Genomic DNA, 20,004 nt, shown 5'->3' with positions numbered 1-20,004 from the left:
CGTCACCGCGCCTGTCGCAATGCGCTCGAGCAGGCGAGCAGATAGACGAGCACCCCGATCGCGACCAGCCCGCCACCCGCGGCCGCCGAGGTGGCCGGATCGAGCACGACATCCGTGAGGCCGGCCCAGCTCAGGTACTTGCACACCGCGTACCCGAACGCCGAGCCGACCCCCAGACCGGCCGCGACGCCGACGATGGACACCGCCGTCGCCTCGACCCCGACGCTGCGCAGCACCAGCCCCCGACTGAAACCGATGCGCCGCAACATCGACCATTCCTTGACCCGCCCCCCGCTCAATACACCGAGCACGACGCCGAGCGCCAGCAGCAGTCCGACCCCGACCACACCGGACAGCTGGGTCAGCGCCTCGATGATGATGCGCGAGTCGGCCTTCTGCTTGACCCGGTATTCATCGATCGAGCGCAGTACCAGATTGGGCAGCCCGGCCGCCACCGTGCTGACCTGGGCGAAGGCCGCCGGCTGCGAGTCGCGGATCAAGACGTACTGGAATCCGGAACCGTTCGCATGGTCCGCGGACACCACGAAGTCGCCCAGTGTCGGTGCGTCCCGGTAGATCCCGGCGACCCGGATCGATGTCGTGCCCAGCTCGATCGAATCACCGACGCCGACACCGAGTTTCGCCGCTTCCGAAGCGGAGACCATGGCGGTATCCGGGCTCACGGTCGTGGTCCCGCCGACCATGGTGAGCTGCAACGCACCGCTGTCGAGCGGACCGTCCACGGCCACACCGTTGCTCACCCGGCCCGAGATATCGATGCCGTTCTGCGGGGCGACGGCGACCGCGCCACTCGCGCCCGGGGCGCTGCGCAGGGCGGCGATATCGTCGCTCGAGATGACGAAGCCGGCCTTGGGCTCCACCACCATCTGAGCGCCGACATTCGCATCGATCTGCCGGTTGATGGAGGTGTCGGTGGATGTCGCGAACACCGAGATGATCGCGACCAGGGTGGCGGTGAAACCGATGCAGGACACGGCGACCGCGGCCTGGGTGCGCACCCGGCCGACACTGCCGAGCCCGAACCAGGGCAACAGCACCCCGCGCGTCCCGCCCAGCTCGGTGAACGGGGTAAACACGCGGAGCGCGGGCGCGGCGAGCAGGAACAGCCCGGTCAGCACCAAGCAGTAACCGATCACGAGTCCGGTGAAGCCGAAGCGTTCGGAGACCGTCGACCAGATACCGAGCCCGATCGCCGCCGCCGCGGAGATAGGCACGACCGCCCGGCGCAGCAGCGCGAATCGCACTGCCGGGCCGCCGGTTTCCGCACGTTTGGTCCCCGAGATCGAGTCGCCGAGCAGCCAGGCCCCGCCGATCGCGACCGCGATCGCGAGCACGGCACCGGCCCACGTCCACCCGTCGAGGGCGACGCCGTCGACGGTGAAGGTGCCCAGCAGCAACTGATTCGCGGGTATCAACGCATCCGCGCCGAACGCGAGTGCCGTGCCGGCGATCGTGGCGGCCAGCAGGATCGCACCGGCCTGGATGGCCTTGACGGTGCGGATCTCCCGGTTCGGCACGCCGATGCGCCGCAGGATATCGAACTGGGGCCGCAGGCTCATGGCCAGCAGGATCAGCGAGAAGACCAGGGCCGCCGTCAATCCGCAGACCAGTACCGCGGCGAAGATGATGGCGATGACCCCGACGAAGCTGACATTGCTGATCTGTTTCGAGGTCAGTTCACCGAGGTAGTCGGCGCGCGAACGCACGGTGCCGCCCGCATCCGCGAGCCGGTCGGCGGCCGTGCGCGCACCCGGTCCACTCAGTGCCACCAGGCTGTATCCCTCCGGGGCGCCGAGGATTTCGCGCGCGAGCGCTTCGTCGCCGAAGCCTACGGAGGTGGCGGCCGCGGTCACCGGCGCGTTCGTTTCGACGGCGCCGGTCGCCCCGCTGACCCCCATGACCGCCGCGCCGCCCGGTCCGCCCGCGGCGGGCCAGGCCACCAGGTCGCCGGATCCGTACGTCAGCGCGGCGCCCGGATCGGCGCACGCGCCGCCGGATCGCACGAAGTATCCCGGAATCGACTGGGAGGCAACAGTACCCGCGTGCACCACCACCTGGCCGGAAATCTGCGACAACGCGCAGGCGCCCGGCGCTGCGGCGAGCGCGCCGTCGACCGCGGCGGTCGGCAGCGAGGTGCTCGAGGTGACGATCAATTCCCCCGGCAGCACCGTCGCCGCAATGGCCTGAGAGATCTTGTGCCGGTAGGACAGATACAAACCCGCCGGAATCAGCAGCGACGCCAGCAGCGCGATCGAAATGATCAGCACCAGCACCGTCTGCCGCCGCAAGCGGCGCAGCTGCCCCACGGCCAGACCGAACATCATCTGTGCCTGCGGCAGCAATATCTTCGGCGCCGACAGCGTAGTCACACCGCCACCCGGTCCTGCGAGTAGGCCACAACCTCTTTCACGGTGGCCCCGACCAGATCGTGTTCGATACGCCCGTCCCGGATGAGCAGCACCCGGTCGGCGAATTCGACGAACTGCGGGTCGTGGGTCACCGTGACGATCGAAATCGCGCGCTCGTCGACGATCCGGCGCAGCAGCTCCCGGATGCGGGCGGCATTGTGCGAGTCCAGCGCGCCGGTCGGCTCGTCCGCGAAGATGACGTCCGGCTGGGCGACCAGCGCCCGCGCGCAGGCCACGCGCTGCTGGGTGCCGCCGGACAGTTCATCGGGCAGCATGCGCAGGTATTGCGCGATCCCCAGATCCGCGCACAATGCGCGCAGCTGCTGGTCATCGACCTTCTTCCCGGCGGCGCGGGCGGGCAGCAGGATATTGCCGCGGGCGGACAGCGAGTCGAGCAGCCCGTACTCCTGGAACACGAAACCGAAGTGCTCGAGCCGCATCCGGGACAGGTCGCGATCGGACTGTGCGTACACATTGCGGTCGCCGTAGAAAGCCTCCCCGCTGGTGGGCGGCAGCAGTCCGCTCAGGCACGAGACCAGCGTGGTCTTCCCCGAACCGGAAGGGCCCATGACCACCGTGAACGACCCGGCCGCGATATCCAGATCGATATCGTCCAGCGCGACCACCGAGGCGTCCTTCTTGCCGAAAGTCTTGGTGACCGCACGCAATCGCAATACCGAATCCGAAGGATCTTCCGAAATCTTCACAGCACCAATCCCTTTCGTCCAGAAACCACCCCGAGGACGCGACCGCGGCCCACCCCGATCATGATCCCCGGTCCGATCCGGCCAGTCGTCATCCTTAATGACCAAATTCGGACACGCCGGATCATCCCGCCGGAGGGAAGGGCGGTCGGTCGGTCAGCCGGACCACGACGAGCCGGGGACCGCTGCCCGCCAGCGCGGTACGCAAGGTCTTGGCCAGCAGGTGTGGCTCCGACACCACCGCGGCGCCGCACCCGGTCGCCCCGGCCAGCGCGGAGATCGCCGAGCCCGCATCGAAATCGACGATCGTGGTATCGGTCCGGGACAGTGACGGCCAGCCGAATCCGCCGTTGTCCAGGCAGATGAAGCAGATATCGGCGTTCGCGCGGGCGGCCGCGAGCAGGGTCGGCAGGTTGGTCAGGAAGGCGCCGTCGCCGCCCACGGCGACGACCCGGCGGCCATCGGCGGCGGCGCCCAGTGCGGCGCCCAGACCGAAGCCCAGCGGTGTCTGCTCGCTCGGTACCAGCGACCGCACACCGAGTGGGAGGGTGAAACACGGCGCGTAGTAGCCCCATAGATCGGCCAGCCCGTTTTCCTGTGCGAGCACATCGATGCGCTGGTCGCGCATGGCTTCCCGCAAGGTGGTCCAGAATTGGACGGTCCCGATACCCGCGCCGTCGTCCACGCGCATCGGCTGCCACGGCCGCCACCAGGGCGCCGCATCGGTCGGCCGGCCCATGGAATCGGCTGCCAGGCGCAGGAATACCCCGGAATCGCAGGTCACCGGGTAATGCGCCGGCACCGCGCGGTCGAGGACGGACGGGTCGGTATCGACGTGTATCAGCTGCGCCGCGGTGTCGCGCCCCGCGATCGCCGGGGCGTCCCAGCCCATCAGCGCCGTCTCCTCGAGCTGACTACCGAGCGCCACAACCACATCCGCCGCAGCGAGAGCCGCGCGCGATTCCTCGGGCAGATACAACCCGGCCAGGCCGCCGAACCGCGGATGGTCCTCCGGGAAGACACCCCTCCCGGACGCGGTGACCAGGCACAGCGCATTCAGGGCCGCAGCGAGCGGCAAGCCGTGTCGGGCCACCTCCGTTTGCCGCGTCCCACCGCCGAACAACAGCACCGGCCGCCGGGCCGCGCGCAGCGCCTCGAACATCGGCGCCAGCGTCTCGGCGGACTGTCCCGGCGGCATCGGGGCCCGCACCGGAAGCTCGGCCGGGTCGCCGACCCGGGCATCGGCCACCTCGGGCGAAATCATCAGATGGACCGGCCCGCGCCGGCCGTGCTCGGCCAGGTAGCGGGCGCGGGAAACGGCCCACGCCAGGTCGGCGCCGCTCGCCACCCGATGGGTCCAGGTGAACAGGCCCTCGCCCAGGGCCGCCGCCGGAAACTCCTGAAAGCCGCCGCGGCCGATCACCGCATCCCGGTTGGTCGTGGTCAGCACCAGCAGCGGCGTCCGCGACGCGCGGGCCTCCGAAATGCCGATCAGCGCATTGAGCAGACTGGGTCCGGTGGCGGTCGCGAGCACGGCGGCCCGGTCATTGAGCCGCGACCAGCCCACGGCCGCATAGGAGGCCGAGCGCTGATCCTGCACGGCCGCGAACCGGGCGCCCGCCGCCCGCGCGGCGTCGATGATGTCCGGATCATCGCCCGGCACACCGGTATACAACCGCGGCCCGGCGGCCTCCAGCATTCGGACGATATCGTCCCAGATCCCGTTCACCCCAGCCCCTTTCACACGATGAATCGCAAGCGCAGTACGCCCGCCGCACTGACCCGCGGGCGCTCGATGTCGAGCCACACGGTCACGTCACAGCGCACGTCCAGTCCTCTTTTGCCGGGCGTTGCCTCGATCACCTTGGCGTCCAGGCAGATCGCGCTGCCCACCGGCACGGGCGTGGCGAAGCTGAGCCGTTCGAAGCCGAGGTTGATCACACGATCGCAGTCGGGGGCCTCGAGCGCCTCGTGCACCAGCCCCGGAATCAGTGCGGCGACCAGCATTCCGTGGACGAGCGTCCCGCCCAGCTCCGCGCCGGCCCGCACCGGATCGGTGTGGATCCACTGCATATCCTCGGTCAGGGCGCCGAAGGCCGTCACCCGGTCCTGGGTCAGCTGGATCGACCGGGACCGCCGCGCCGGGCGGCCGGCCTGATCGAGCAGTACCGAGGTGACATCGACCGCGCTCACGATTCCGCTCCGATCTCCGAGATCACTTGTTGCCGGACCGATTGCCAATGAGCATCGCTGAATTCGCTCGCGCCGGGCACCTGATAGCCGACCCCGGCGAACTCCGGCTCGGTGAGCGTCCCGACGGCCCGCGCGGTGAGCCGCGGACCGTCGGCGATGCAGTCGGCCAGCAGCGCTTCCGGGCGTACCGCATTGTGCACGAAGATCCGGACGGTATTCGGATTGTGCAGCGCGGCAGTCATTTCGAATCCGCGACGGCCGTCGAAGTGGTACAGGTACCGCAGCAGCGCCAGCATCGCGTCCATGCCGACGCCATTGCCCCAGGCGGCGTCCCCGGCCAGCACCACCCCGATGTGCATCCGGGCGGGATCGGCCAGCCGGCAGTCGTAGATGCCGATGGGCCGTTGCCCGGGCGCGTCATCGCGGCGATAGATGTAGCCGAGCAGTCGATCCGAGGCCTGTGCCATATCGCCGAGACCCCGCGAATCCACCGGCGCGACAGCCGATCCGGCGAACAACCGCTGTGCCGACGATTCGAAGACGTGGGTCAGCATATGCGACGGATCGGCGCCGTGGCTTTCCTCGAGTCGCGTCCACCTGCCCAGCAGGGTCACCGGGTCTACTCCGTCTCGGCGAGGTGGTCGCGGATGGCCTGCCGCAATCGGCGTGCGGTGCGGGCATATCCGCGTTCCGCCTCGGTGGCGCCGGTATCGGCCGCCTGGATATCGTGCAGCCGCGATCCGGTGATCGACCACACCAGGCCGTCCCAGTACCGGCCCTCGGCGAAGTACCGGTCCTGCACCAGCCCTTCGCAGCGGAAGTACTCCGATTCCATGGCGTAGTCGAGCAGCAGCCGGTTGTAGACGCCGAACCACATTTCGAGGCGATGCACCTCGGTGCTGTTCAGCAGGTAGCGCACGAACTCGTCGAGCGCGGCGCCCACCCCGGCTTGTTCCAGCGCCGCGTCGTCGGCGCTGTGCAGCAGGATCTCGAAAACGCCGGGGGTCTGCAGCCGTTCGGCGCGGAGCACGCCGACGCCGTCCACTCCCCCGCGAATCAGGAAGGCGACGGCCGCGCGGTCGATGGCCGCGGCGGCTTGGCGATCACGCAACCATTGCGGTCCGGCGCTGGACACCGCGGAGACGGGATCGGCGCTCATCAGCCGGGCCGCGTGCGCCGAATCCTCTTGTGTCAGTATCGGTTCGAGCGCGGCGAACTTCATCATCGCGGCACCGCGCCCTTGCCGTTCACCAGGTCGAGCAGGTCGCCGGCGGTCTTGACGCCGACGACTTCCTCCTCGCTCAGCGATACCGAGAACTCCGACTGCAGGCGCAGCACCAGTTCGAGCATGCCGAGCGAATCGAGCTCGAGATCGTCGATGATGGACGATTCCGCCGTCACCTCGGGCAACTCGTCCAGATCATTGATCCGCTCGATCTCGGCGGCGACGATGTCGAAGAATTCCTTCTCGTTGGCAGCCATGACAGTCATTCCCTTCCCTTTTGAACCAGAATCGAGCAGGAGGTCCCGCCGAATCCGAAGGCGTTGACGATCCCCGCTCGCGGTGCGGCGTGGTCGACGATCCGGCCGTGCGGTACCACCCGGGCGCCCGGGGCCTCGATCGGATCGAGGCAGTGCTGGGTGCCGAATATCCGGCCGACCCGCAAGGTCTCGAAAGCCACCAGGGCCGAGGCCAATCCGGCCGAATGCACCGAATGACCCACCTCGCCTTTGCAGGACGAGACGTAGAGCTCGGTGTCCAGCGAACGGCCGAGCGCCGCCACCGCATCCAGCTCGACGCGATCGCCGTGCTTGGTGCCGGTCGCGTGCGCGGCGACGAATGCGGGGGTGATCCCGGCCTGCCGGACCGCATTCGTCATGCACGCCAGCTGGCTGTCCGGATCGGACTGCGCGCCGAGCCCGAGCGTTTGCACGCCGATGCCACTGATCACCAGCCGGTCGGCGCGATCGGCCGGCTCCGCGCCCAGAATGACCGCTCCGACAAAGAATCCGAGCGCCGTCCCGTCGGCGCTCGCGTCGAAGGGCCGGCAATGTTCGAGGCCGGTCAGCGCACCGGCGCTGGCGAACGCCGCCTGTTCGATGAAGCCCGGCGCGGTGGCGCCGAGCACCAGCGCGTAGTCGCAGCGGCCGCGCTGAATCAGGGCGGCCGCGACCGCGAGCGCCAGCCCGGCCGAGGCGCAGGCGTGCGAGATGACCAGCCGGTCGCGCCGCCAGGACGCCAGGCGCGGATGGGTGCGGCTCGGAGTCGGCTGGTATTCCTCGAGATTGGACGGGAAGTGCGCGCCGGTGGTCTGCGCCGCCTCCACGATGACCAGCCGGCTGCCGACCACTTCGGGATTGCGCGCGAGCAGCGTGTCCACGCAGTGCGCGAGCACCTGCGCGCGGGAGCGGCGAGCGATCTCGGCATCGGCGATATGCGGTCCGGGGTCGAAGGCCGAGGCGGTCCCGTAGCCGGTCGCCCGATGCGCGCCGAAGTAATCTACGACAGTTGCGTGCATGGCATCTCCACCGATCCGTTCAGATGAGCCGATACCTGGGCCGAGAGCTTGCGGCGATCCACTTTTCCGGCTGCCGTGTGCGGCACGTCCGCATGCCGTACGAGCAGGATTTCGCGCGCCTTGAACTGGACGGGGAACTCCCGGGCATTGGCCACCAGGGTCGCGGCCAGCTCCGCATCGTGCCGGGCCGCGCTGTCGGTAATGGCGACCAGCACCACCCGCCTGCGCCCGTTCCGCGCCGGATCCACCTGCAGCACAGCCACTTCCGGAGCATTGCGCGAGGTACCGCGCACCTGCTGTTCGAGCACGCTGGAGTGCAGCTTCACGCCCTGGCTGATCAGCATCGCGTCGAGGCGGCCATGGACGGCGAGCCGGCCCGCGGGGTCCAGCACGCCGAAGTCGTTCGTATGCAACCAGCCGTCGGCGGTGAGATCGGGATTGCGGATCAGCCGCCGCCGCTCGGTATCCCAGACCTGGTCGGCGACGCTCGGGCTCTGCACCTGTATCTCGTCGTCGACGATCCGCACCTCGGTGCCCGCCAAGGGAATTCCCACATGCCGCGGTGAGTAGTACGCACCGATGGAGATGGCCACATTCGGTCCGGCCTCGGTCAGCCCGTATCCGTTGTGCAGTGGCGCGCCGGCGTCCTCGAAGAAGTCCAGCAGATCGTGCGCGACCACCTCGCCGCCCACACCGCGAACGGTCAACGCCCGCACCGCCGCCGCGACCTCGGCATCGGTGCGCATGGCCTGCGCCAGGTAGCGCCACACGCCGGGCAGCGTGTCCAGGCTGTCGCAGCGGCGCGCGGTCAGCATTGCCAGGAGCTCGCTGAAGGCGGTCGCACCGCAGGTGCGGAACTCGGCGCCGAAGTCGAGCGCGAGATTGAACACGCTGAATCCGTACGAGCTACCCAGGCCGAGGGCCGTGGCATACCTCGTGTTCTCGCCGGTGCCGAGACGTTCGGCCGTGGCGCAGGCCTGATACGCGAGCGCGGTTCGCGACCAGGCGACGAAGCGGCCGGCGCCGCTGGTGCCGGAGGTGGTCGCGAGGACCGCGGGCACCTCCCCGGCTGTGGGGCAGGACACCACGGTCAGCCCGGCGATGGTCCGATGCGTGTCGAAGGCCTTGGCCTGTTGTTCCGGCGCGCCCAGGACGAACGGCACCCGGAATTCGCGGGCGATCAGGTACGCGTAGGCGTACAGACGCGTATTGCCGGGGGCGAGCAGGGCATGCTCGCCGGGCACGAGGATCGAATCGAGCTCGCGGCGTAGCGAATCCAGCAGGTGGCCGTCGAGTGGCGCACCGTTGATCACCGGAAGCTCGCGATGGTCAGACATGACGGAAGCTCCCGAGGGTGACGGCCGCCGAGCTGTCCGGCTCGGTCAGCTCGGCCTCGAGCAGGACGCACAGGGCCGCGCCGGTCCCTGCGGCCAGGGCCGAGAGCACGTCGAGCGCGACGTGGCGCTCACACGACACGGCCAGTGCCGCACCGCGCCAGCCGCGTTTGGTGCTGGCGCCGAACACCCGGCAGCCATCGGCATTGAGTACCTCGGTGGGCAGCGTCGGGCGATCCTCACGTTCGGCCGCCGCATATTTCGCCGCCGCCCAGTCGATGAGCTCGGGCGAGCGGAAAAGGATATTGGCCGAGGACTTTTCGTGCTCCGGCACGTCGAGGGCGCGGAGATAGTCGGCCAGGATGCGGCCGACCTGGCTGTGCCAGCGCAGGAAATCCAGCGGGCCGACCGTTTCGGTGCGGATCCGGGCCAGCTCCGGCAACTGCTCATCGTCGCGCATCGGCGCCTCTCCTTCCGGCCGCGTAGTAGGCGAGTTCGGCCGACAGCAGGAGCGGCCTGCTGACCGGTTCGAGGCCCACACCGGCCGATACCGTGCCATTGCGGCCGAATCCGCCGAAGGGGTCGTGGCCGTTCTCGAACTCGAAGGCCGTGCGGGCCCCCGTGTTCCGCGCACTGCCCACCCGGTCGACGCCGACCAGTTCGGCGACGCCGAACACGCTGATGTACATGCCGTAGGGCTCGGTATCGGTGGTGTCGAGGAAGTCCAGCACCTCGTAGAGGCGGTCGTAGATCACGACATTGAAGAGGGGGCCGAACAGTTCCGGCACCGAGTCCGCGATCTCCGGCAGCCGCCGGACCGCTACCGCGATCGGGCAATGCCGTTGGTCCGCGGTGGTTTCCCCGCTCCACACCACGGCGGAGCCCAGCTCGTCCAGTACCGTCACTGCACGGTCGTAGGTGGCCATATCCGCCAGCGGCGAACTGATCAACCCCGGTACCGCCCCGTCCGCGACGACCGGGACGGCGCCGAGCCGCCGCACCAGGCCCCGCACGAAGTCCTCGGCGATCGCGGCATCGACGAACACGACGTCGGGGCACAGGCAGTCCTGCCCGTTGTTGTAGAGCCGCGCGGTCACGGTGGCCTCCACCGCGTTCGACAGCTCCGGCCCGGACAGATCCCCGCCGATCACGATCGGATTGATGCCGGTGCCGAATCCGAGGAAGAGCCCGCTGGCGCATTCCTCGTCCACCCGCCGCCCGTTGGCCGGCTTGCCGTTGAAGACCACCACGCTGCCCTGCGAGATATCGGCGAAGGTGCTCTGGGAATAGGTGCGCAGCCGCTCGCCGATATCGATCGGCCCGCCGGACAGGATCCGCCCGAGTTCGAGGTAGGCGTCCGTCACCCGGGATGCGGGGCGGGCCAGCACATCTCCGAAGAACAACGAGGGCAGTGCCACGAACAGCGCCGTGCTGTACAGCAGATTGTTCGCGGGCAGGAACACCCGCAGCTGGGTATCCGGATCGCCGGCCCGGTAGGCGGCGTACTCCTGTCCCGCGGTGCGCAGCAGGTCGATCGAGTCCGCGATCTCGGTGTCGATGCTGTCCATGGTGGCGATCGGGGTGAGCACGTCGCGAATGCGATCGCGCCGGCAATCGATGAGAGCCGCGGTGGCGCAGGCGCTTTCGATGATTCGATCGAGGTCGGCGGCCCGCGCGCGGGCGGTCTGCAGCGGTGGGGTCGAAAGACTCGTCATCGCGGCCGCCCGCACGGTAGTGCGCAATCACCGATCTTGAAGGTGAGCCGGTCGGCCGTATCGAGCACGGCGCCCTTGGCATTGAGGTACTTGACGGCGCTCACCGTCGAGGTGTCCGGCGACTGCCGCAGATATTGCAGCACGCTGCGGGCGCCGCGGCCCGCCGGTTCCCACCGCTGATCGCTGACCGTGGAGCGGACATTGACCACATAATCCGATTCGGCATCCAATTCCACGATCGGGCAGGCCCAGTCGACGTCTGCGCACGCACCGGCGAACGAGGCGGCGCCGAGTCCGCGCAGCACTACCGCCTGTGCACGGTCCGAGAGCGCCGAATTGTGGCCTCCCGCCGCTGAATCGGTGTTCCCGCCGATGACCTTGCCGACATCGCCGCAACCGGCAAGCGAGGCGCCGGCCACCGCGATCACCATGCCGCGGGTCGCGACACGATAAATGGTGTCGTGCATGTGCACTCCTTCCTACCTACCGGATCCGGTTGTCGTACCGAGTGTTTCGATGACCGGGCCGCCGGCCACGTAGTCGACGTAGCTGCCCGGGAAACGGGTGGCGGTCACCGCGAGCTCGACCTGCCGGGCGACCGCATCCACGGTCGGCAGCGCCGCACCCGACCGCAGCGCCGCGCGACGGCGATCCTGGGAGGCGGCGGGCTCGCGCAGATCCATCAGCAGCGCTGCGGGAGTGCCCTCGACCATGTCGCTGACCACCGTGGTCAAGGCGAGCACCCGCCCGGCCGCCCGGCACCACCTGCCGACCAGCTGTTCACCGCGATACTTGCTGCGCGCGATGGCGTAGTAGCTGTCGAATTCCTCGATGGTCCCGAAGCCGTGGGACTGCAGGCTGGTCAGGTAGACCACGGAGGCGCCGGGCCGCAGCAGTGACGCGAAGGCTTCGAGCACCGCCACTTGCGCCTCGCCGTTCACCAGGTCCGCGTAGCCGGCCGGCGCGCCGCGTTCCATGCCGCCGGACGCATTGAGCACCAGTGCGGTTACCGCACGACCCGTTTCGCCGACCGCCGCCGCGAACTCGGTCAAGGCCCGTGGTTCGGTGATATCGGCGCGGTGGCCGCGCACGGTGGCGTCCGGGTGGGACATGCGCACCCTGGCCTCGGTGGCCTCGGCCCGCCGGCGCGCATTCCGATAGCAGAAATGCACGTCGAAGCCGGTCGTCACCAGCCGTTCACAGATCCGGGCGCCGATTCCACGCGAGCCGCCGGTCACCACCGCGATGGGCCGGATCGGGCCGCTCACCGCGCCGCCTCCGGGTAGAGGCCGGGCAGCCAGGACCGAGACCGTCCCGTCCAATACGACAGTGCCGCAAGCACGCCCGCGGCGCCGGTCGCGAAATCGGCCGAGGCGCGGGCCGACTGCCGGCCCGGCACGTGGAATCCGCGCGCACCGGCGCCGGAGAACGCGACGATGCTGCTCGCGATCTGCTCATTGCACCGATCGAGATAGTCCGCGTCGAACCAGTCCGTGCGTTCCCGCAGTACCGCATTGGCGGCGAGACCGCCCGCGAGTCCGATGTAGAGCCCCGGCTGCACGCCGACCCGGCTGCAGGCCGCGCGTTGCAGTGCGCCGCGGGTGTCCGCGTCCACGTCCCAGGCGGAACCGAGTTCGGCCGCGGCGATCAGCAGTCCCGCATTGCCGCGGTCCAGATAGCTGAGCATCCGAATCTGCCCGTCCCAGTGGTAGAGCAGCGGTTCGTCCGAGCCGTGCGGCACATAGGTGGCCAGTTCCGCGTCCAGGGCGGTGCGCGCGGTATCGAGATAGCCCGGCTTCGCCAGTACCGCGTGCGCGCGGAAGAGTGCGAGCGCGGCGCCCGAAAGGCCGTTCAGCAGACCGGTTGCCGGGCTCTTCGCCCCGAGCTGCGCACGCACCCGGCGTTCCAGTTCGTCCGCGGCGTGTTCGAGCCAATCGTCGTCCACCTCGGCGCGACCCCGCGACCGCCACCACAGGGCGAGCAGGACCTGCCCGGCCAGCCCGCCGCGCACGTGCCACGGCGAGGCGGAAAGGTCGGTGGTGGTGAGGAATCGGTCCAGCAGGCGGGTGGCGAGTTCGTCCGCGCCCAGCTCCGCGCTGACGATGATATTGCCGGTCCAGCCATCGAGCAGGCCGTTGCCGAGGGCGCCGAATCGGTCGATGTGCTTCTCGAGCCAGGTGGTGTATTCGGTCGCCACGTGATCCGGCACCGCGCCGGTTCGCGACAGTGCCCACATCGCACCCGCCGGACCGTGCTCGATGCCGAATCGCGAGAACTCACCGAATCCGGCCGGGCTACAGGGAATCGGATACCGATCGCCGAAATCGAAACAGCCGCGCAGGGTTTCGGTGACCCGGTCGAGATAGCGGGCGAGCAGGTCGCCGGACGGCTCTGCCTGCCCCCGGGTGCTTGCCGCCGTAGGCGCGGTGGCCGTGACGCCGAGCCTGCGGCGCATTCCGGCCCGCCACCGGGCGTCCAGGTGAAAGGTGCGCGCGGCGAAGTCGATCAGCGTCGCCGTCCCCTCGGCGATATAGGAGGTGATCGGCACCATCGGCACGTACAGGTAGAGCTCGGTGGCGGCCAGGGCGAATTCGTCGGCGTCCCGGCCGCATTCCCCCGGCCGGCCGAAACCCTGTGCGCCGACGAACAATGCGCCGCGATCGGCGCTCGGTGCGGCGGCTTCGAGATCGATGATCCGCAGTTCGCCGCCGGGTTCGACGATCACGTTCGCCGGGTGCAGGTCGACCAGGATGATCCCCGCGTCGTGCGCGACGGCGGCGAGCCGGGAGAGCTGTGCGATATGCGCGGTGACCGCTGCGGCGAAGGCGTGGGCGAGCTCGACCGGGACGGGCTCCTCGGGCCGGGCCTGGATCAGCGCCGGATTGCGGGCCGCGGACCATTCCTGCAGGGTCGGTCCCGGTACGAAGCGGTAGGCGAGAAAGTCGCTGTCGCCCTGGGTGAAGTAGTCGAGCACCTCCGGGGTGACACCGGCGGCGGCCAGGGCGCGCATGGTGTCGCGCTGGGTGCCGAGCCGGTCGACCGCGCTGCGCATGCCGGCGTCGAATCCGGTGAAATGCCGTGCTTCCTTGAGCGTTACCGCCTCGTTGGTCGCGATGTTCCTGGCGCGGTATACCCCGCCGGTATTCGACGAGTGCAGGGCGCCGTCCACGGTGTACACCGGGCGCGGCTGTTCCTGCTCGAGTGTGCTCTGCGAATTGCCCACGGCTGCCGGTAGTTCGGCGAAGGGCGGCGTATAGGGGCGCACTCCGCGCCGATCGGGCACCAGCTCCCCGGTCGCGTCGTTCAGCGCGAGCACCGGTTCGCCCGCGGCGTCGCGGCCGAACCGTTCGGTGAACGCTCCGTAGCGGGTGTGCACGATCGAGTTCCCGAGCCGGTGGTCACCGAGCACCCGCGGGCCGCGGAAGCCGCCGAACACCCGCAGGAGCTCGCCGAACAGTTCCTCCAGATCGGTATCCGCGCCGGGGTAGACGACCACGACCTTCCCGGAGGCCGCGCGCGGTGCGTACTTTCCGTTCAGCGCCCACGCGTATTCATGGCGCGCAAGATGTTTGAAGGCCAGTCCCCGCGCGAAGCACAGCCGCGCCGTCGCGGTCACCACCTCGGCCACGTCTGCCGGGGCGGGCGCCAGGTGCACCTTCCAGCCCTGCGGCACGAGCCGGCTGCCGATCGGCGCGACGACCGTCCACGGTCCCCGCGCGGTGCTGCCCCACTGCGCGGGCAGGTCGTAGCATTCGATCGCACCGTGCGGGATCGCGGCGAGGTGCGGATGCCGCTGGGCATCGAGGCGCCACTGTTCCAGCGGCGCAAAGTATTCCGGGTCGGCCAGGGTCTCGAGATAGAACTGCATGGCGGATTCAGGCCGCCCTTCGGGCCGGCGCGGCATCGATGACGGGGAACACATCCCAGATCGGCGGCGCCACCAGCGCGGTCTCCGCGACGCTCGCGCTGGGCTGCGGCACCGGATCGATGAGCACTGTGCCCGGCCGCTCGCGCAGCGTCTCCAGGAGCGCGAGCACCGCGGGCGCACGGTCGGCGCCGGGTGGCAGGTTGGGCACCAGGACGACGCGGGCCGCCGTGCACTGCAAGGCGTTCAGCATCGGGGTCGACGCGTCGACGGAAGCGATGCGCGACAACGTGTTCAGCGAGGCCGGGTAGACCAGGATCACGTCATGGCCGGCGAGCCAGGTGTGCGGTGCGAACGATTCGGCGGTCAGCACCGGGTCGTCCCAGCTGTCTATCGCCACCGGCGCACCCGACAGGGCGTGAATGCTGTGCGCGCTGACGAAATTCGTGGCCTGCGGTGAAAGTACGACGCGCAGTGCGACATCCGCCCGATTGGCTTTCATCCAATTGATCCAGACCGGCAGAAAGCAGCTGTTCAACGTCCCGGTCGAAAACAATATGAGCCGCATGCCGACAGCCCTGCCTTCCAAATCAATTGAAATGAATTACGAGCGGAGAACAAATAGCCTGCCGGTGCGGCAAAGCCGGTGTTCATGTGCCGGAACACATGAACACCGACGCCCCGATTTCTGCGTCAGCAGCCGCTGGACGAAATGGAGGCGACCAGCTCCGCGGCATCCGAGGTGGTGTCGATGTCGTGGAGGTCGGCAATGTTGGTGACGTCGATCATGATGATCTCCTTTTTCCTTCTCTGACAGAGTCGGCAATTCCGCTCCGCCAATATTCCTAGCAGAGCTTTTCCGGCGGTCGCAATGAAAAGGGAATGCATTGGATGCGCAATTGCGGCCGCTTCCCGACGTGTTCAAGTGGGTACTTTCCCCACCTGCACGCCCACCCCGCCGGCCGCGACAAGTGCAGTGCCGCTGCATGTTCAACGCTCCCGGCGTCAAGTGTGGCGTTGACTTTTTCAAAGGCCACTGCTTTACTTCCGGTTGGAAATGGCATTGCTTCTGATTGAATACCGTTGACACAGCCTGCCGCACCACCCAAGGCGGCAGGTTTCTCGTGCCGATGAGCACCACCCACGCCCCTCGGCCCTGACCGCCCACCGGGGGATGCGACATGACTGTTCCGGCCGCGGCCGACGCACCACTACTCTTCTCGCCGCTACCGCTGGGGGCGCTCGCCGAGGCCGCCATGCTCAGCATGGCCGATGTGGTCTTCCTGTCGAAGTTGCCGGCGAGCACGCTGTCGCGACTGTGGCGCAACGAGTTATGGCTGGACCGGGTTTCGGGCGCGACCCTGCAGCGACTGGTCGCGGTGCTGCCGGGGCTGCCGGAATACGTCACCAAGTGCAGCTACGGATCCCGCCTGGCCGAGGCGCTGCGCGAATGCGATGAAGCCGGCCTGGAGATCTCGCAGGAACGCGTGGCCGGGCTGCTGACCGACGACCGTACCGCCCAGCACGTCGCCACCATCCTCGCCACCGCCTCGAGCATGATGGAGCTCGACCCGCACGCCGCGGTGTCGAACCTCGCCCGATGTTGGGGCGTCCGGCAGGATCTGGCCCTGGACGCCCTGTTCGCGACGGAACCGCACGGCCTGCTCAGTGATATGACGCCACTGGTCAAACGTGGTCTGGAACTGATCGATGCGCTGGACGGGGGCTCCAACTCCCTGCATACGACGGTCGGCTACGGCATCCTGCTGCACAAGCTGACGAAGCTCACCGGCGCGGTCCCGGCCGACATCTCACCCCGTGCGCGCGAACGGAATTCGGCGTTCGCCTATCGCAGCGGCGCCATCGGAGTGCTGCTCGGCGAGGGCGATACCGATACTTCGATCGCCTACGCGCGGAGCCTGGAACAGAACGTACTGCTGCGGCGGAACGAATTGTGGTCGGTGACTTCGTATTATGCCGATACGCCTCGCTCCCAAGACTTTTCATTGCCCACCGGGGGCGGCTTCCACAATACCGAAGCCGAGGTGAGCAAGGATATCGCGAGCCGCAACGAGGCATATCTCCATTATCTCGTCACCTCCGCGATTCCGGTACTGCTCGAGCACGATCGATTGTTCGGCACCACCACCGGTGAAATCGCCCGGCAGCTTCGGAATCGCCTGGAGAATGACGTCTCCGACAAACGCGTGATAACCGCGGGCGCCAAACTCCTGGAGCTCATGGCACTTTCCGGCCGATCCAGGACAGCGCCCGCCGAGCAACGATAAGGCGCTGTCCTGAAACACTGTCCGGTGCCCTGATCAGCCGAGCCGCCGCGCATCCGCGATCGTCGGACGGGCCGCGGGATTGCCCTCCAGCTGATCGGCGAGCTCATGCCAGGAGCGGGCGTTGGCGCGGGCCAGCCGGGCGAGGGTGCCCGAGCAGTGATTCGGCACATCCGTGGTCAAGCGCGCCCAGTCCCGGATATCGACGATCGAGGCGGCCAGCTGCCGCAACAGGGTCCGGCCCCGCTCGTTGAACCGCAGCGCCGGGTCATTGCGCAGGCCGCGCAGGATCAGTTCCTGCACCGAGGCCACGTGCGCGGCCCCGGCGCGGGCCGGGCGCTCGGGGACGTCCGGCGAGGTCACCACGGCAGGACCGGGCGTCGTCACCGCGACGGGAGTGAAATCCGCAGGCTCCGCGGCGCTCGCCTCGGGCTCCGCGGTTCTTTTGTGCGGGAGTGCCGCCGGTGTGCCGACCGGGCGACATCGCAGGGCGGTATCGGCCCGGAACAGGCGGTCGCGCACATCTTTCGCGGTGCCCACCGAGATGCCGGCCAGCCGCGAGATCTCGCGCAGCGAGGCATCCGGTTTGTTCTTGATCATCTCGGCGGCAATGCCCCTGCCCTCGGAGACCTCTCGTCGGTGGATCTTGCCGTCCTTTCCTACTCTGCTGTCCATCGGTGCGTCCGATCCGGCCGTGCGACGCCGTTCCGCGCCCACGGTCTTGTGCGAAAGCCCGGCGATATCGGCGATCAACCGATCCGACCATTGCGGATGCGACTGCACCAGCCGCCGTGCGGCCGCCTTGCGCTCGGCCAGCGAAAGTGGCAGGCCGTGCGCGATATTCGCGTGTACCGCGAGCACGAAGGCCTCGTCCTCGCTGCCGTCGAAATACTTGACCGCGATGGTCTCGTGCCCGAGTTCCATGGCGGCCGCCAACCGGTGCGCCCCGTCGACGACCCGCATGGTGCGGCGATGCACGATGATCGCCGGCAGCGGGGCCTGCGCCTCGGCCAGCAGTCGGACGTGATTGTCGTTGGTGCCGGCACTCGCCCGCGGCGAGTAGCCGGGCGAGATCAATTCGACAGGGACATGCTCTACCGGAACCGATGCCGCGCGGGCGAGCCACTGGTGCGCTCCCGCTGCATCGACACGATCTTCTAGGGTCACTACGCCCCTCCTCATCGAAGCGTGCTATCCGAACCACCCTGACGCAGTCCTCATGCCCGGGCCACCGCTCTTGCGCCCGAGCGAGGGGTCTTGCGAATCCCCTTGCCGCCAAGCTAAATTGACTGATTCCGCCGATCTTCGAAAGGCTCGACGCTCCATGGGTTCCAGCTGGCTACGTCGCCTGTCCGCCGCCGCGCCGGAGAACGGCTCTCACACCTTGATCTGCTTTCCCCATGCGGGCGGGTCCGTCCTGTCGTTCGGGCCCTTGGCCCGGCGGGTGGGAGCGGAGTATGACGTTCTCGCCGTTCAGTATCCGGGGCGGCAGGACCGTCGGCACGAACCGCTGGTGGGGAGTATTCCGGACCTCGTCGACGGATTGCTGCCCGCAATGGTGGAAGCGCTGGCAGGGGTCGAGAACTTTTCCTTGTTCGGCCACAGTATGGGATCCGTCGTCGCTTTCGAGGTGGCCCGGCGGCTCGAACAGGAATCGGGTGTGGCGCCCAGCGTGTTGTTCGCCTCCGGCAGGCGCGCTCCCTCGGCTCCGCAGACCGGGCGCGTACATCTGCTGAACGACCGGGACCTGTGCGAACAGCTGGTGCGATTCGGCGGCACGCCAACGGCATTGCTCGAGGATCCCGAATTCCGGGCAATGATCCTGTCGGTCGTGAGAAACGATTACCGCGCAATCGAAACGTACGAGTGCACCCCGGGCGCAATGGTCGAGTGCCCCATCGTCGCGCTCACCGGCGATCGTGATCCCGATGCGAGTCTCGCGGATATCGAGGCATGGCGTGCACATACCTCCGGAAGCTTCTTCGCGACCTCGTTTCCGGGCGGTCATTTCTTCATCGATGCGAATTGCGGCCCGATTGCGCAACTGATCCGCGAGCACAGCAGCCAGGCGGTGTCGAGCTAGCTGTGCGAGACTGCACCGGTGGCCGAGACCGCTGAACTCATAACCAATGTTTCCGACACCGCCCGCTGGGTGGCCGCCTTCCGGGCGGTCGAATCCGCCCGCCCCGATGCCCTTTTCGACGATCCCCTCGCCGACCTGGTCGCCGGGGAACGGGGCCGCGACATTGTCGGCCGCACACCGCGCCTGATGCACAATGGCTGGAGCCTGATCACCCGCACCAAGCTCATCGATGACCTGATCCTGGCGACCATCGCGCAGGGCTGCGACCTGGTGCTCAATCTGGCCGCGGGGATGGACACCCGGCCGTATCGGCTGGAGCTGCCCGCCGAATTGCCTTGGGTGGAAGGCGATCTCCCCGGTTTGATCGCGGAGAAGAACCAGTTGCTGGCCGGGCAGTCGCCGCGCTGCGCGCTCACTCGCACCGCGGTGGACCTCGCCGATCCCGAAGCGCGGCAACGGTTCCTGGACGAAGCCCTCGCGGGCGCGCAGCGGGCGCTGGTGCTCACCGAGGGGCTGGTCTACTACCTCACCGACGACGATGTCACCGGTTTGGCCGCCGCGTTCGCTCGTCCCGAGATCGCGTGGTGGGCAATGGATGTCAATAACGCGACGCTGGTGAAGCGGATGAACAGGTCCACCACCGAACTACTGGCAAACGCCCCCTGGCGCTTCGGCCCGGTCGATCCGCTGCGCTTCTTCGCCGATCTGGGCTGGACCGCCGATGAGGTGGAACCGCTGACCTCGGCGGCGCGCCGGTATCGCCGCCTGCCCTGGTTCCTGAAACCGGTGATGCTGTTCCCCCAGCCGGATCCCCGCAAGCCGGCCGGAAGGCCGTGGCAGCCTTGGAGTTCGGTGGTGCGGTTCAGCCGCTAGGCCG

19 protein-coding genes are annotated in these 20,004 nt (G+C 68.5%); 3 read left to right on the top strand and 16 right to left on the bottom strand.

The window, feature by feature from the left end:
• Positions 1–2: 2 nt before the first annotated feature.
• The 15 genes from ACIP5Y_RS36835 to ACIP5Y_RS36765 form a co-directional block, all read right to left on the bottom strand.
• Positions 3–2,390 carry an FtsX-like permease family protein gene (locus ACIP5Y_RS36835; protein WP_400357050.1) on the bottom strand — a complete coding sequence of 796 codons (2,388 nt, stop codon included), beginning with the start codon at positions 2,388–2,390 and terminating at the stop codon, positions 3–5.
• The gene (locus ACIP5Y_RS36830; protein WP_397013034.1) at positions 2,387–3,136 is read right to left on the bottom strand and encodes an ABC transporter ATP-binding protein; all 750 of its coding nucleotides are present in this window, start codon (positions 3,134–3,136) and stop codon (positions 2,387–2,389) included. The genes ACIP5Y_RS36835 and ACIP5Y_RS36830 overlap by 4 nt, the downstream gene beginning before the upstream one ends.
• Positions 3,137–3,257: 121 nt before the next feature.
• Positions 3,258–4,862: a thiamine pyrophosphate-dependent enzyme gene (locus ACIP5Y_RS36825; RefSeq protein ID WP_400357049.1), complete on the bottom strand. Its 1,605-nt coding sequence runs from the start codon at positions 4,860–4,862 to the stop codon at positions 3,258–3,260.
• An 11-nt stretch (positions 4,863–4,873) separates the two neighbouring features.
• The gene (locus ACIP5Y_RS36820) at positions 4,874–5,326 is read right to left on the bottom strand and encodes a MaoC/PaaZ C-terminal domain-containing protein (RefSeq protein ID WP_400357048.1); all 453 of its coding nucleotides are present in this window, start codon (positions 5,324–5,326) and stop codon (positions 4,874–4,876) included.
• Positions 5,323–5,940: a GNAT family N-acetyltransferase gene (locus tag ACIP5Y_RS36815; protein ID WP_400357047.1), complete on the bottom strand. Its 618-nt coding sequence runs from the start codon at positions 5,938–5,940 to the stop codon at positions 5,323–5,325. The genes ACIP5Y_RS36820 and ACIP5Y_RS36815 overlap by 4 nt, the downstream gene beginning before the upstream one ends.
• Positions 5,941–5,945: 5 nt before the next feature.
• The gene (locus ACIP5Y_RS36810) at positions 5,946–6,551 is read right to left on the bottom strand and encodes a hypothetical protein (protein ID WP_400357046.1); all 606 of its coding nucleotides are present in this window, start codon (positions 6,549–6,551) and stop codon (positions 5,946–5,948) included.
• On the bottom strand, positions 6,548–6,808 hold the full coding sequence (locus tag ACIP5Y_RS36805; protein WP_400357045.1) for an acyl carrier protein: 261 nt from the start codon (positions 6,806–6,808) through the stop codon (positions 6,548–6,550). The genes ACIP5Y_RS36810 and ACIP5Y_RS36805 overlap by 4 nt, the downstream gene beginning before the upstream one ends.
• A gap of 5 nt (positions 6,809–6,813) precedes the next feature.
• Positions 6,814–7,845, bottom strand: a complete 1,032-nt coding sequence (locus ACIP5Y_RS36800; RefSeq protein WP_400357044.1) for a beta-ketoacyl synthase N-terminal-like domain-containing protein — start codon at positions 7,843–7,845, stop codon at positions 6,814–6,816.
• On the bottom strand, positions 7,827–9,182 hold the full coding sequence (locus ACIP5Y_RS36795; protein WP_400357043.1) for a class I adenylate-forming enzyme family protein: 1,356 nt from the start codon (positions 9,180–9,182) through the stop codon (positions 7,827–7,829). The genes ACIP5Y_RS36800 and ACIP5Y_RS36795 overlap by 19 nt, the downstream gene beginning before the upstream one ends.
• Positions 9,175–9,639 (bottom strand): hypothetical protein, encoded by a 465-nt coding sequence (locus ACIP5Y_RS36790; protein ID WP_400357042.1) that lies wholly within the window; start codon positions 9,637–9,639, stop codon positions 9,175–9,177. Before ACIP5Y_RS36790 ends, ACIP5Y_RS36795 begins: the two co-directional genes overlap by 8 nt.
• Positions 9,626–10,894, bottom strand: a complete 1,269-nt coding sequence (locus ACIP5Y_RS36785) for an aldehyde dehydrogenase family protein (RefSeq protein WP_400357041.1) — start codon at positions 10,892–10,894, stop codon at positions 9,626–9,628. The genes ACIP5Y_RS36790 and ACIP5Y_RS36785 overlap by 14 nt, the downstream gene beginning before the upstream one ends.
• Complete coding sequence (locus ACIP5Y_RS36780) at positions 10,891–11,361, bottom strand: hypothetical protein (protein WP_400357040.1); 471 nt, start codon at positions 11,359–11,361, stop codon at positions 10,891–10,893. Before ACIP5Y_RS36780 ends, ACIP5Y_RS36785 begins: the two co-directional genes overlap by 4 nt.
• A 12-nt stretch (positions 11,362–11,373) precedes the next feature.
• Positions 11,374–12,162, bottom strand: coding sequence for an SDR family NAD(P)-dependent oxidoreductase (locus tag ACIP5Y_RS36775; RefSeq protein ID WP_400357039.1), 789 nt, complete (start codon positions 12,160–12,162; stop codon positions 11,374–11,376).
• The gene (locus ACIP5Y_RS36770; RefSeq protein ID WP_400357038.1) at positions 12,159–14,762 is read right to left on the bottom strand and encodes a hypothetical protein; all 2,604 of its coding nucleotides are present in this window, start codon (positions 14,760–14,762) and stop codon (positions 12,159–12,161) included. Before ACIP5Y_RS36770 ends, ACIP5Y_RS36775 begins: the two co-directional genes overlap by 4 nt.
• A gap of 7 nt (positions 14,763–14,769) precedes the next feature.
• Positions 14,770–15,327, bottom strand: a complete 558-nt coding sequence (locus ACIP5Y_RS36765) for a flavoprotein (protein WP_400357037.1) — start codon at positions 15,325–15,327, stop codon at positions 14,770–14,772.
• 613 nt (positions 15,328–15,940) lie between these two features.
• Between ACIP5Y_RS36765 and ACIP5Y_RS36760 the strand changes: the two genes are divergently transcribed.
• Positions 15,941–17,047 (top strand): hypothetical protein, encoded by a 1,107-nt coding sequence (locus tag ACIP5Y_RS36760; protein WP_400357036.1) that lies wholly within the window; start codon positions 15,941–15,943, stop codon positions 17,045–17,047.
• Between the two features lie 33 nt (positions 17,048–17,080).
• Here the strand turns inward: ACIP5Y_RS36760 and ACIP5Y_RS36755 are convergent, their stop codons facing one another.
• Complete coding sequence (locus ACIP5Y_RS36755; protein WP_400357035.1) at positions 17,081–18,211, bottom strand: transcriptional regulator; 1,131 nt, start codon at positions 18,209–18,211, stop codon at positions 17,081–17,083.
• 52 nt (positions 18,212–18,263) lie between these two features.
• Between ACIP5Y_RS36755 and ACIP5Y_RS36750 the strand changes: the two genes are divergently transcribed.
• Both ACIP5Y_RS36750 and ACIP5Y_RS36745 read left to right on the top strand, forming a co-directional pair.
• Positions 18,264–19,127, top strand: coding sequence for a thioesterase II family protein (locus ACIP5Y_RS36750; protein WP_400357034.1), 864 nt, complete (start codon positions 18,264–18,266; stop codon positions 19,125–19,127).
• A gap of 18 nt (positions 19,128–19,145) precedes the next feature.
• A complete protein-coding gene (locus ACIP5Y_RS36745; RefSeq protein WP_400357033.1) occupies positions 19,146–20,000 on the top strand; it encodes a class I SAM-dependent methyltransferase in 855 nt (284 codons plus the stop codon).
• Positions 20,001–20,004: the final 4 nt, after the last annotated feature.

It is taken from the genome of Nocardia sp. NPDC088792 (assembly GCF_044750615.1).
Classification (GTDB): Bacteria; Actinomycetota; Actinomycetes; order Mycobacteriales; family Mycobacteriaceae; genus Nocardia.
Note: the sequence above shows the minus strand (reverse complement) of the source record. Positions and strands in the feature narration are given on the sequence as shown.

What these genes read in the sequence shown, in the direction of transcription:
- ACIP5Y_RS36810 (WP_400357046.1), bottom strand. Translation starts at nt 6,551, where the DNA reads ATGATGAAGTTCGCCGCGCTCGAACCGATACTGACACAAGAGGATTCG.
- ACIP5Y_RS36805 (WP_400357045.1), bottom strand. Translation starts at nt 6,808, where the DNA reads ATGGCTGCCAACGAGAAGGAATTCTTCGACATCGTCGCCGCCGAGATC.
- ACIP5Y_RS36800 (WP_400357044.1), bottom strand. Translation starts at nt 7,845, where the DNA reads ATGCACGCAACTGTCGTAGATTACTTCGGCGCGCATCGGGCGACCGGC.
- ACIP5Y_RS36795 (WP_400357043.1), bottom strand. Translation starts at nt 9,182, where the DNA reads ATGTCTGACCATCGCGAGCTTCCGGTGATCAACGGTGCGCCACTCGAC.
- ACIP5Y_RS36790 (WP_400357042.1), bottom strand. Translation starts at nt 9,639, where the DNA reads ATGCGCGACGATGAGCAGTTGCCGGAGCTGGCCCGGATCCGCACCGAA.
- ACIP5Y_RS36785 (WP_400357041.1), bottom strand. Translation starts at nt 10,894, where the DNA reads ATGACGAGTCTTTCGACCCCACCGCTGCAGACCGCCCGCGCGCGGGCC.
- ACIP5Y_RS36780 (WP_400357040.1), bottom strand. Translation starts at nt 11,361, where the DNA reads ATGCACGACACCATTTATCGTGTCGCGACCCGCGGCATGGTGATCGCG.
- ACIP5Y_RS36770 (WP_400357038.1), bottom strand. Translation starts at nt 14,762, where the DNA reads ATGCAGTTCTATCTCGAGACCCTGGCCGACCCGGAATACTTTGCGCCG.
- ACIP5Y_RS36765 (WP_400357037.1), bottom strand. Translation starts at nt 15,327, where the DNA reads ATGCGGCTCATATTGTTTTCGACCGGGACGTTGAACAGCTGCTTTCTG.
- ACIP5Y_RS36760 (WP_400357036.1), top strand. Translation starts at nt 15,941, where the DNA reads ATGACTGTTCCGGCCGCGGCCGACGCACCACTACTCTTCTCGCCGCTA.
- ACIP5Y_RS36750 (WP_400357034.1), top strand. Translation starts at nt 18,264, where the DNA reads ATGCCCGGGCCACCGCTCTTGCGCCCGAGCGAGGGGTCTTGCGAATCC.